This is a genomic window from Thalassospira sp. ER-Se-21-Dark (assembly GCF_017922435.1).
Lineage (GTDB): Bacteria > Pseudomonadota > Alphaproteobacteria > Rhodospirillales > Thalassospiraceae > Thalassospira.
Genome location: NZ_VDEZ01000007.1, coordinates 1 through 12,164, shown reverse-complemented (window position 1 = coordinate 12,164; position 12,164 = coordinate 1). Strand labels below are relative to the sequence as shown.

Here is a 12,164-nt window from a genome sequence, read left to right as displayed (position 1 = left end):
TGATCATTGCCCGCAAAGGTCTGATGGGGTAAGCAGGGGCTCACGGGCCAAAACCCGAAATGAAAGGCCACGCCATGCTCCATCCTATTGCAGACGACTTGATCGCGCATGTTCTGCACCGCGATTCCAACATCATTGTTCTGAACAAGCCGCCCGGGTTGGCCTCGCATGGTGGGCCGAAAACCTATTTTCATGTTGATGCCTATCTGCCGGATCTGAAATTCGGCATTCAGCCTGAACCGACACTTGCACACCGTCTGGACCGTGATACGGCGGGCTGTCTGTTGCTGTGCCGTCATCCAAAATCGTCAAAAAAGATCACCCGCCTGTTCACCGAAAAGAAAATCGGCAAGTCCTATTGGGCGGTGGTCCGCGGTGCGATGGAAGAGGATCACGGTTTCATTGATGCGCCGATTGGCAAGATCAATGATGAAAGCGGCTGGACGATGCTGGTGCATGAAGATGGTCAGCCGTCAAAAACCGAATATACCGTGCTGGGCCGTGGCAAGGATGCGGACGGCAAGGACATCACCTGGCTGGAACTTGTCCCGCATACCGGGCGGACCCATCAGTTGCGTGTGCATCTTGATCATGTCGGGCACCCGGTGATCGGCGATCCGTTTTATGGCCGTGGCGATGAACTGCCGGTCTTTGGTGCGCCGCCGACCCTGATGCTGCTATCGCGCCAGATCATTGTTCCGTTCCATGCCGACCGTGAACCGGTGATTGTCGATGCCCCGCCGCCAGAACTGATGCGTCCGGGGCTCGAAGCATGCGGTTACGATGGAGAGTACGCCGCGCATGCAAGCTCAATTGATGCTCAATATACCGGCGATGACAGCGACGCTGAAGGCGGAGAGTAACGTCTCCAGCGTGATGATCGATGCCATTGCCTCCGGATCACCATTGAGTTGGCGTGCGAGGATATAGGCATTGCCCGCACATGGCATACCGGCATAAAGAACCCCCATCGCCAGAACCATGCCATCGACACCGGCAAGATACAGGCAGACGCCGGTGATAACCGGCAAAACCGCAAGCTTGATGGTGGTGGCAAGGGCAATCGCGCCCGCGGCCTTTTTATCCATCACAAAGCGCAAACCCGCCCCGACCGAAAGCAGGCTGAGCGGCAGGGCTGCTGTCTTGAACAGGGCGGCGGTGTTTTCGATTGGCAACGGAACGTGAATATTACTCACATTCAGGATGGCACCGGCCCCGGCGGCAATAATGATCGGGTTTTTCAGAACGCCTGCAATGATCCGCTTAAGGTTGCTTTTGCCACTGCTAAAGGCACTTAGAACCACAACACCCAGCATGTTGGTGGCGATTACCATTACCGCCACAAAGATGATGGCAAGGGCCAATCCCTCTGCCCCGTAAAGCGCATCGGCAACCGCCAGCAGGACATAACTGTTGTAACGTACCGAGCCCTGAAAGATGGATGTGAAAAGCGGCGTGTCTCGCGTGATCACCGGGCGCAGTAAAAGCAGGGCGGCTGAAAGCCCCAGTGTCGCCGCAAGGGTGACACCAACAGCTGTGCCCGCATGGCCGCTGGAAAAATCGGCGCGATAAATCTCGACGATCAGAAGCGATGGCAGCAACAGGTAATAGGTCAGCCGATCAATCCCGGCCCAGATATCGGCGGTTTTGATCAGGAAATGCTTTAAGGCCGCGCCAACCAGAATGGCAGCAAAGATCGGAAAGATCGCGGCGATAACATCATAGGCGAGCTGCATGGCGGGTGGGGCGCTCCGGCGCAGAAAACGTCTTGTTGGGTTGTGTGGGGTGGTAGCTAAACCTTGCGGTTGCTGTAATCGGCAAAGACCTGTTCGGGGGAATGGTCACGATATTGTTCGCAGATTTCCTCGAACCTCGGATTGCTGATCAAAAGATCGGCCGTGCTTTGATTGCAGGCAATCGGCACTTCATACATGTTGGCCAGCCGGATCAGGGCACGGACGTCGACATCGTGGGGCTGGGGTGTCATCGGGTCGGTGAAAAAGAACATGGCCTGTAATTCGCCGTGCGCAATCATCGAACCCAATTGCTGATCGCCGCCAAACGGGCCGCTTTTAAGCGGATGTACATCAAGTTCGGTAAACCGTTCCTGCAATACGCGCCCGGTGGTGCCGGTGGCAAAGATACGCATATTGGCGAATACATCCTTGTGTTTTTCCAGCCAGTCAGCCATTTCGCGTTTGCGACGGTCGTGGGCAACAACGCCAACAGACAGCACCATTTTCATTCTCCGGGCCAGTAAACAGGTTTTGTCATACTAATCCCCAAAGCTCCCCAGCGTCACCTGCCAAAAGTCTGACAATTCCACAAACTTGATAAAATGTAGGCACTTAGGCGTTTCTGGCGGCCAAAACAAAACGGCCGTCCCACGTGAATGGGACGGCCGTTTGCAGATCAGAGAACTGATTGATTACATGTGGATGGCGCGTTTGTCCGCGTCCAGCGCTGCTTCCTTGACGGACTCGCCAAGGGCAGGGTGGGCGTGGCAGGTGCGTGCGATGTCTTCGGCAGATGCGCCGTATTCCATCGCCAGAACCACTTCGGCAATCAAATCGCCCGCAGCCGGGCCGACAATATGCGCGCCGACAACACGGTGCGTTTTCTTGTCTTCGATGATTTTGACAAAGCCCTCGGTGCTTTCCATTGCCTTGGCGCGACCGTTTGCGGTGAAGGGGAATTTGCCGACTTTGTAGTCTGCGCCTTCTTCCTTCAGCTGCTCTTCGGTTTTGCCAACAGCGGCAACTTCCGGCCAGGTGTAAACAACACCCGGGACCTTGCCGTAATCGACATGGCCTTCTTCACCGGCCAGCATTTCTGCCAGGGCAACGCCGTCTTCCTCAGCCTTGTGGGCCAGCATCGGACCGACGATGGTATCGCCAATCGCAAAGATGCCGCCAACATTGGTCTGGAAATGCTCGTCGGTTTTGACACGACCACGATCGTCGAGTTCAACACCGACAGCGTCGAGACCAAGGCCTTTGGTGTACGGACGGCGACCAATCGCCACCAGAACCACATCGGCTTTGAGTTCTTCTGCATCGCCGCCCTTGGACGGTTCAACAGTCAGGGTCACGCCAGACTTGGTGGTCTTGGCACCGGTAACCTTGTGACCGAGTTTGAATTCAAGACCCTGCTTGGCAAAGATGCGCTGGGTCTGTTTGACCAGCTCGCCATCCATGCCCGGCAGAATGCGGTCAAGATATTCAACAACGGTAACTTCGGCACCCAGACGACGCCAGACGGAACCCAGTTCCAGACCGATCACGCCTGCACCGATGACAACCATCTTTTTCGGCACTTTCGGAAGAACCAGTGCGCCGGTCGAGGAGACGATTTTTTCTTCGTCAATTTCGACACCCGGCAGCGGGGTGACTTCCGAACCCGTCGCGATGACGATGTTCTTGGCATTCAGGGTTTCTTCGCCGCCATCCAGAAGGGAAACCTTGACAGAGGTCGGCGAGGTGATTTCGCCGGCACCTTTGACATAGGTAACCTTGTTCTTCTTGAACAGGAACTCGATGCCTTTGACATTGCTGTCAACGACCTTGTCCTTGCGGGCCATCATCTTTTCGATGTTGACCTTCGGCTTGGAGACTTCGATGCCGTGGGTATCGAAATGCTCGGTCGCTTCTTCGAACAGGTGCGAGGAATGCAGCAGGGCCTTGGACGGAATGCAGCCCACATTGAGGCAGGTACCGCCAAGTGCGCCGCGTTTTTCAACGCAGGCGACTTTAAGACCAAGCTGTGCGGCGCGGATGGCGCAAACATAACCGCCAGGACCGCCACCGATCACGACAACGTCGTAGTTCTCACTCATGAGTTCTTTGATCCTTTTGTCTGATCAGATATCGAGCAGAATGCGTTCCGGGTTCTCGATGCATTCCTTGACGCGTACCAGGAAGGAAACGGCTTCACGGCCGTCAATGATACGGTGGTCATAGGAAAGGGCGAGATACATCATCGGACGAATTTCGACTTTGCCGTCGATTGCGACCGGACGCATCTGGGTCTTGTGCATGCCAAGAATACCCGACTGCGGCGCGTTCAGGATCGGGGATGACAGAAGGGAACCAAAGACACCACCGTTGGAGATGGTGAAGGAACCGCCGGTCATTTCATCCATGCCCAGTTTGCCGTCACGTGCACGCTTGCCGAAATCGACAATGGTGCTTTCCAGATCCGCAAAGGTTTTTTCCTCTGCCGAACGGATGACCGGAACAACCAGACCCTGCGGGGTGCCAACGGCAACGCCGATATCGCAGTAGTTTTTATAGATGAAGCTGTTGCCATCGATCTCGGCATTGACAGCCGGCCATTCTTTGAGCGCCGTGGTGCAGGCCTTGATGAAGAAGGACATGAAGCCAAGCTTCACACCGTGTTTCTTCTCGAAACCGTCTTTGTACTTGTTACGGCAAGCCAGAAGGTTGGTCATGTCCACTTCGTTGTAAGTGGTCAGCATGGCCGCAGTGTTCTGGGCTTCTTTCAGGCGGCGCGCGATGGTCTGGCGCAGCTTGGACATTTTGACACGCTCTTCACCGTCACGCAGTTCACGTTCCGGTTTCGGTGCTGCCGGGGCGCTCGGTGCCGGGGCAGCAGCGCGCGAAGCAGATCCGCCGCCTTCGAGGAAGTTCAGAACGTCGCCCTTGGTCAGGCGGCCGTCTTTGCCCGTTGCCGGGATTTTGGACGGATCAAGATTCTTGTCTTCGACCAGTTTGCGAACGGCCGGTGCCAGCGGATGGTCGCTGTTTGACGCGGTCGTTTCTGCCGGTGCAGCAGCCGGGGCTGCTTTCGGCTCTTCTTTCTTGGCCGGAGCTTCTTCTTTTTTCGCGGCCGGGGCTTCTTCCTTGGCCGGTTCATCAGAAGCAGCGGCGCCTTCGGCACCTTCGTTGATCATGGCGATCAGCGCACCAACTTCGACTTCGTCGCCTTCGCCAACGACCAGCTCGGCAATCGCGCCAGCAACCGGGGCATTGACTTCGACGGTGACCTTGTCGGTTTCAAGTTCGACAATCGGTTCATCGGCTGCAACAGCATCACCGACTTTTTTGTACCATTTTGCCACCGTGGCTTCAGATACAGACTCGCCCAGTGCGGGAACTTTAACTTCAGTCGCCATTTTTTCCTCGACCGTTTTTTCAATCAGGCAGTGTGGGTCTGCCAGCATACGAATGAAATCTAAATGAACGTGGCGGACGGGCGATTTCTCGCCCGTCCGGTAAAGTTATTTTACGCTAAGTGCCGCGTCGACCAGCTCAGCCTGCTCGCGCAGGTGGGCTTTCAGCAGGCCCGTTGCCGGCGAAGCAGATGCTGCGCGACCGACATAAACAGGACGACCTGCCTTGTGCTTGATGCTGGCAAGCGTTGCCTCGATCCGGCGATCAACGAAGAACCAGGAACCCATGTTTTCCGATTCTTCCTGACACCAGACGACATCAGCATTCGGGTATTTGGCCAGTTCCGTTGCCAGTTCTTTTTCCGGCCACGGATAAAGCTGTTCGACACGCACAAGCGCAACATCTTCGATGCCACGGTTTTCGCGTTCGGCAAGCAGATCGTAATAGACCTTGCCCGACGACAGAACGACGCGTTTGACCTTCTTGTCGTCAACCAGCTTAGCGGTTTCGCTGATCACAGGCAGGAATGTCGTTCCCGTCGCAAAGTCGGACAGGTTCGACACGCAATGTTTGTGACGCAGAAGCGATTTCGGCGTCATCAGGATCAGCGGCTTACGGAACGAACGACGGATCTGACGGCGCAGGATGTGGTAATAGTTTGCCGGCGTCGTGCAGTTCGCCACCTGCATGTTATTTTCACCACAAAGCTGCAGGTAACGTTCCAGACGTGCGGAACTGTGTTCCGGACCCTGGCCTTCGTAACCATGCGGCAGCAGCATTACAAGACCCGACATACGCAGCCATTTGGCTTCGCCCGAGCTGATGAACTGGTCAATGATGACCTGTGCACCGTTGGCAAAATCACCGAACTGGGCTTCCCAGAGAACCAGAGAATGCGGTTCTGCAAGGGTGATGCCGTATTCGAAGCCAAGAACACCTGCTTCGGACAGGGGCGAGTTGAGAACTTCAAGCTCGGCCTGACCGGTACGGATGTTGTTAAGCGGGGTGTATTTTGCTTCGGTGGTCTGATCGATCAGTTTGGCATGACGCTGCGAGAACGTACCACGCTGGCAATCCTGACCCGACAGACGAACCGGCGTGCCTTCGCACATCAGGGTTCCGAATGCCAGGGCCTCGGCGGTTGCCCAATCAATACCTTCGCCGGTTTCGAACATCTTCGCTTTGGCCTTCAACTGACGAAGGATTTTGCGGTTGATGTCAAAGTCGCTCGGCGGGGTCGAAAGCGCGCGGCCGACTTCCTGCAGCAGGTCGTTTTCAACGCCGGTTTTACCGATCCAGTCGGCATCTTCACCATGCGAGGATGCAAGACCCGACCATTTGCCTTCAAGCCAGTCAGCCTTGTTCGGACGGTAGTTTTCCGATGCCTTGAACTCTTCATCAAGGTAGTCCTGGAACGACTTGTCCAGTTCCTTGATGCGTTCTTCGCTCAGAAGACCTTCCTTGACCAGCTGCTGGGCATAGATGTCCTTGGTGGTCGGGTGTTTGCCGATCACGTCGTACATCTTTGGCTGGGTGAATGCCGGCTCGTCGCTTTCGTTGTGACCAAAGCGGCGATAGCAGAACATGTCGATAACGACGTCCTGCTTGAATTCCTGACGGAATTCGGTCGCGATGCGGGCCGCATGAACCACAGCTTCGGGATCGTCGCCATTGACGTGCAGGATCGGAGCCTGAACGACCTTGGCAATGTCCGAGCAGTAAGGCGAAGAACGGGAATCGGTCGGTTTGGTCGTGAAACCGATCTGGTTGTTGACCACAAAGTGGATCGTACCACCGGTACGGTAGCCTTTGAGGTGCGACAGATCGAAGGTTTCCGCCACAAGACCCTGACCGGCAAAGGCCGCATCACCGTGCAGGAGGATACCCATAACCTGCTCGCGATTGGTGTCTTTGCGCTGGGCCTGCTTGGCGCGGACCTTACCAAGAACAACCGTGTTCACCGCTTCAAGGTGCGACGGGTTTGCCGTCAGCGACAGGTGAACAACGTTGCCGTCAAATTCGCGGTCGGCGGAAGTACCAAGGTGATATTTAACGTCACCCGAGCCCATCACGTCGTCCGGCTTGGACGGGTTGCCCATGAATTCCGAGAAGATCGCCTGGAACGGCTTGCTCATGACGTTGGCAAGAACGTTCAGACGACCACGGTGCGGCATGCCGAACACAACCTCGCGGATGCCAAGCTGGCTACCGCGTTTGAGGATTTGTTCGAGAGCCGGCATCAGGGCTTCGCCACCATCAATACCGAAACGCTTGGTGCCGACATATTTGGTGTGAAGATAGTTTTCGAAACCTTCGGCTTCGATCAGACGCTCAAGGATGGCTTCCTTGCCACGGGTGGTGAACTGCGTCTGGTTGCCGATGCTTTCGATACGCTGCTGAATCCAGGATTTCTGTTCAGGTTCCTGGATATGCATGAATTCGATACCGATCGACCCGCAATAGGTTTTGCGTGCCAGCGAGACGATCTGACGGATGGTCGCGGTTTCAAGGCCAAGAACATTGGCGATGAAGATCGGACGATCCATGTCGGCTTCGGTAAAGCCATAGGTCTTCGGATCAAGTTCCGGATGCGGTTCACGCGGTGCAAGGCCCAGCGGATCCAGGTTCGCTTCAAGATGGCCGCGTACCCGGAAGGAGCGGATCAGCATCAGAGCCCGAATGGAATCATTGGCGGCAGCGCGGATGGCATCAGAATTTACCTGACCAGCCGTGGGTGCTGCATGAGGTGCCGGTGCATAGCCCATCTGGGCCGGGCGTTCGGCATGCCCCTGTGAGACGTCGTATCCCTCCATGCCGCCAACAACCTTGGTTTCCCGTGGCTGCCAGCTCGGCCCGCGCATTTCTGCGAGGATTTCGGAGGCGTCGTCCTGCAACCCGTCAAAAAACTCAGCCCAGCTCTGGTCAACCGCAGACGGGCTTTCCAGATACCGGGCATAAAGTTCAGCGATGTAGGTTGCGTTCGACTCGTTCAGAATCGTGTCGAGATCTTGAGGTTTCATTTGTGGTCTTGGAAGGCATGGTCCCCAAGAAGGACCACGCCCCCCCTTGCCTTTCCTCTGACTACCCAGATTAGCCCTTCAAAGCCTTCAGCATGGTCGAGCCGAGGCTTGCCGGGGAATCGGCAACAAGAACGCCAGCACTGCGCATGGCTTCCATTTTCGCATCGGCCGTACCTTTGCCGCCGGAAATGATCGCACCGGCATGGCCCATGCGTTTACCCGGAGGTGCGGTAACACCGGCGATGAAGCCGGCAACCGGTTTCTTGACTTTGGAAGCCTGCAGGAATTCACATGCTTCTTCCTCGGCCGAGCCGCCGATCTCACCGATCATGATGATGCCTTCGGTTTCCGGATCCTTCAGGAACAGGTCGAGGCAGTCGATGAAGTTGGTGCCATTGACCGGGTCACCACCAATACCGATACAGGTCGACTGACCAAGGCCAGCGGCCGTGGTCTGCGCAACTGCTTCGTAGGTGAGCGTACCGGAACGCGAAACGATACCGATTTTACCGCGGCGGTGAATGTGACCCGGCATGATGCCGATCTTGCATTCGTCCGGGGTAATGATACCCGGGCAGTTCGGGCCGATCAGGCGGGTCGACGAACCGTCGAGCGCGCGCTTGACGCGGACCATGTCAGCAACCGGAATACCTTCGGTGATGCAAACAGCCAGTTCGACTTTGGCGTCGATGGCTTCAAGGATTGCGTCTGCTGCGAAGGGCGGCGGAACATAGATAACCGAGGCATTGGCGCCGGTGACATGTACCGCTTCTTCAACAGTGTTGAAAACCGGCAGGTCAAGGTGCTTGGTGCCGCCTTTACCCGGGGTAACACCGCCAACCATTTTGGTGCCGTATGCCAGTGCCTGTTCGCTGTGGAAAGTACCCTGCGAACCAGTGAAACCCTGGCAGATAACTTTGGTGTTTTTATCGACGAGAACAGCCATAGTTACGCGGCCTCCTTCACAGCTTTGACCACCTTCTCGGCGGCATCGGCAAGGTTGTCAGCCGAAACAATCGGCAGACCCGATTCTTCGAGGATCTTCTTGCCAAGTTCGACATTGGTACCTTCAAGGCGAACGACCAGCGGAACGTTCAGGCTGACTTCGCGGGCTGCTGCCACAACGCCGTCTGCGATCACGTCACAACGCATGATGCCACCAAAGATGTTGACCAGGATGCCTTCGACATTCGGATCCGACAGGATCAGCTTGAAGGCGGTGGTCACGCGTTCTTTGGTTGCGCCGCCACCAACGTCAAGGAAGTTAGCCGGTGCGCCACCATAAAGCTTGATGATGTCCATGGTTGCCATGGCAAGGCCCGCGCCGTTGACCATGCAGCCGATGGTGCCATCGAGCTTGATGTAGTTGAGGCTGTGTTTTGCAGCTTCGAGTTCGGCCGGGTTTTCTTCGTCTTCGTCACGCAGTTCTTCGATGTCCGGATGACGGAACAGCGCGTTGTCGTCGAAGTTCATTTTGCAATCAAGCGCAATGATGTCGCCGTCGCCGGTAACAACCAGCGGGTTGATTTCAACCATGGCAGCATCGGTATCGAGGAAGCACTGGTACATCGCGGTCATGAATTTGACAGCTTTGGAAACCTGCTTGCCTTCGAGGCCGAGTGCAAACGCCAGTTTGCGACCGTGGAAGCCAGAGAAACCAGCCGCCGGATCGATCTCGACAGTGACGATCTTTTCCGGGGTTGCTTCTGCAACTTCTTCAATGTCCATGCCGCCTTCGGTCGACGCCATGAAGATCACGCGCGAGCAAGCGCGGTCGACGAGAACCGAAAGATACAGTTCGCGTGCGATATCGCAGCCTTCTTCGATGTAAACGCGTTTGACTTCTTTGCCATCCGGGCCGGTCTGGTGGGTAACCAGCGTGGAGCCGAGCATCTGTTCGGCATTGGTGCCGACTTCTTCCGGGCTCTTGACGACGCGAACGCCGCCTTTGTCACCTGCCTTGGCTTCCTTGAAGGTGCCTTTACCGCGGCCACCTGCATGGATCTGGGATTTTACCACGTAAACCGGGCCAGCCTGGGACTGGGCAGCTTCGATGGCTTCCTGAGCGGTATATGCAACCTTGCCGTTCGGCACGGTCACACCGTATTTGCGAAGAATTTCTTTCGCCTGGTACTCATGAATATTCATGTTCGGTCGCTTTCTTGCCTTCCGTACGATTTCCGGTGGGTCAGAAATCTGGATTTCAATGTCCCTGTAACGAGCGGGAGGGACTTTGTTAAGAGGCCGCGATCATTGAAGTTTGAATAACAACAATGATTGAAAAACGGGCCGGTCACTGACCAGCCCGTTTCGCGTTCTTAGAGCATGCCCTTTGCAGCTTCGACGAGGCCGCGAACAGCGTTCACGGAATTGTCGAAGTTTGCTTTTTCGGACTCATCAAGATTGATCTCGACGATGCGTTCTACACCGTTGGCACCCAGAACAACCGGGACACCAACATAAAGACCGTCAACACCGTATTCGCCGCTCAGGTAAGCAGCAACCGGCATGACGCGCTTCTGGTCTTTGAGGTAGCTTTCCGCCATCGCGATTGCCGAAGCAGCCGGGGCGTAGAAAGCAGAACCGGTTTTGAGCAGGGCAACGATTTCGGCGCCACCGTCACGGGTGCGCTGCACGATCTCGTCGATCTTTTCCTGCGTGGTCCAGCCCATTTTGATCAGATCCGGAACCGGGATACCGGCAACGGTCGAATAACGGATCGACGGGACCATGGTATCGCCGTGGCCGCCAAGGACAAAGGCGGTAACGTCTTTGACCGAGACGTTGAATTCTTCTGCGAGGAAGTAACGGAAGCGGGCCGAGTCCAGAACGCCAGCCATGCCGACAACTTTCTTCGGATCGAAGCCGGTTGCCTGCTGCATTACCCAAACCATCGCATCAAGCGGGTTGGTAATGACGATGACGAATGCGTTCGGAGCGTGTTCCTTGATGCCCTGACCAACCTGGGTCATGACTTTGGTGTTGATACCAATCAGGTCATCGCGGCTCATGCCCGGCTTGCGAGCAACACCGGCGGTGACGATGACGACATCAGCGCCTGCGATGTCTTTGTAGTCACTGGTACCCTTGAGGTCGGCATCAAACATGTCGACGGGGGAGGATTCAGCAATGTCGAGCGACTTGCCCTGTGGCATGCCATCAACGATGTCGAAAAGGACGACGTCGCCAAGCTCTTTGAGACCGACGAGGTGAGCAAGCGTGCCACCAATATTGCCGGCACCGACGAGCGCGATCTTGTTGCGGGCCATTCCGTTACCTTCTTCCCTATTGCGCTTCCTGGGGGTCGAAACTCAACTTGGGAGCGCGATTGAAAATTTAAACCTGCGAACGCGAAATAATCGTTCGTAAACACCGAGTGTCGTAAACTGAATCGCCACGAATGACAAGGGGAAACCCCACTGTTTTTACGAGGAAAACCGCCGCTTCGCGGTTTATTGCAACTATGGTCTAAACGCTTAAAAACCATTCACGTTGCAGATGCGAACATGGGCTAATGCGCAGCAAAACCAAAGCTGGTTTACGATTGCGGCCTGCCTAAATGAAAGGCAGTGCGCCCCTTTGCTGCGAATTCGTGCGTATGAACAGGATTACACTGGCGCAGCATTGCAGGAAACGGCCATCAGCCATGCGGTCGGGACGGGGACGTGAAATCCAATATATGACGATTTTTGCGTGAAGCTTCGTTTCCCCTGCGTCAAACGCAAGAATCGCGCGATGATAAGCGCTCATATGGCGAATAATTGCGACGATTTTAAAGTGACGTGTATGGAGTCGTTTTCCACAGGCTACGCTATCGCTGGCAGATCGTCCGAAAAAGGTACGTCAAAGGTGGGATCACAACTGCCGTTATGATCCGCCATTCTGGCGTTTTGAAAGCCGTCAGGTCAGGTGCGCCATATCGAGATATTCCTGACTGCGCATTTCGGTCATGCGCGACACCGTGCGCTGGAATTCGAATGAGTAATCACCGTCGGTGTAGATCTCGGTCGGA

General features: G+C 55.7%; 10 protein-coding genes. 1 reads left to right on the top strand and 9 read right to left on the bottom strand.

Annotated features, from left to right (window positions below; all coding sequences use genetic code 11):
• Window positions 1-74: 74 nt before the first annotated feature.
• On the top strand, window positions 75-863 hold the full coding sequence (locus FHI25_RS19605) for an RluA family pseudouridine synthase (RefSeq protein WP_246879240.1): 789 nt from the start codon (window positions 75-77) through the stop codon (window positions 861-863).
• On the opposite strand, the gene FHI25_RS19600 is transcribed toward FHI25_RS19605, so the two are convergent.
• From FHI25_RS19600 to zapE, 9 genes are all read right to left on the bottom strand, one after another.
• Window positions 810-1,736, bottom strand: a complete 927-nt coding sequence (locus FHI25_RS19600) for an AEC family transporter (RefSeq protein WP_210520692.1) — start codon at window positions 1,734-1,736, stop codon at window positions 810-812. The two genes, FHI25_RS19605 and FHI25_RS19600, sit on opposite strands and share 54 nt — an antisense overlap.
• A 56-nt stretch (window positions 1,737-1,792) precedes the next feature.
• Complete coding sequence (locus FHI25_RS19595; RefSeq protein ID WP_008889735.1) at window positions 1,793-2,239, bottom strand: methylglyoxal synthase; 447 nt, start codon at window positions 2,237-2,239, stop codon at window positions 1,793-1,795.
• Window positions 2,240-2,428: 189 nt separating this feature from the next.
• Entirely contained in the window at window positions 2,429-3,835 is a 1,407-nt protein-coding gene (gene lpdA / locus FHI25_RS19590; protein ID WP_210520690.1) for a dihydrolipoyl dehydrogenase, read from the bottom strand.
• 24 nt (window positions 3,836-3,859) lie between these two features.
• Entirely contained in the window at window positions 3,860-5,134 is a 1,275-nt protein-coding gene (gene odhB, locus FHI25_RS19585; protein ID WP_210520687.1) for a 2-oxoglutarate dehydrogenase complex dihydrolipoyllysine-residue succinyltransferase, read from the bottom strand.
• Between the two features lie 105 nt (window positions 5,135-5,239).
• Window positions 5,240-8,152, bottom strand: coding sequence for a 2-oxoglutarate dehydrogenase E1 component (locus FHI25_RS19580; protein ID WP_210520685.1), 2,913 nt, complete (start codon window positions 8,150-8,152; stop codon window positions 5,240-5,242).
• A gap of 70 nt (window positions 8,153-8,222) precedes the next feature.
• Window positions 8,223-9,098: a succinate--CoA ligase subunit alpha gene (gene sucD, locus FHI25_RS19575; RefSeq protein WP_008889739.1), complete on the bottom strand. Its 876-nt coding sequence runs from the start codon at window positions 9,096-9,098 to the stop codon at window positions 8,223-8,225.
• 2 nt (window positions 9,099-9,100) lie between these two features.
• Window positions 9,101-10,330, bottom strand: coding sequence for an ADP-forming succinate--CoA ligase subunit beta (sucC, locus tag FHI25_RS19570; protein WP_255356213.1), 1,230 nt, complete (start codon window positions 10,328-10,330; stop codon window positions 9,101-9,103).
• 140 nt (window positions 10,331-10,470) lie between these two features.
• Window positions 10,471-11,421 carry a malate dehydrogenase gene (gene mdh, locus FHI25_RS19565; RefSeq protein ID WP_008889741.1) on the bottom strand — a complete coding sequence of 317 codons (951 nt, stop codon included), beginning with the start codon at window positions 11,419-11,421 and terminating at the stop codon, window positions 10,471-10,473.
• A 631-nt stretch (window positions 11,422-12,052) separates the two neighbouring features.
• Window positions 12,053-12,154, bottom strand: coding sequence for an AFG1/ZapE family ATPase (zapE, locus tag FHI25_RS20825; RefSeq protein ID WP_349238040.1), 102 nt, complete (start codon window positions 12,152-12,154; stop codon window positions 12,053-12,055).
• Between the last annotated feature and the right edge of the window lie 10 nt (window positions 12,155-12,164).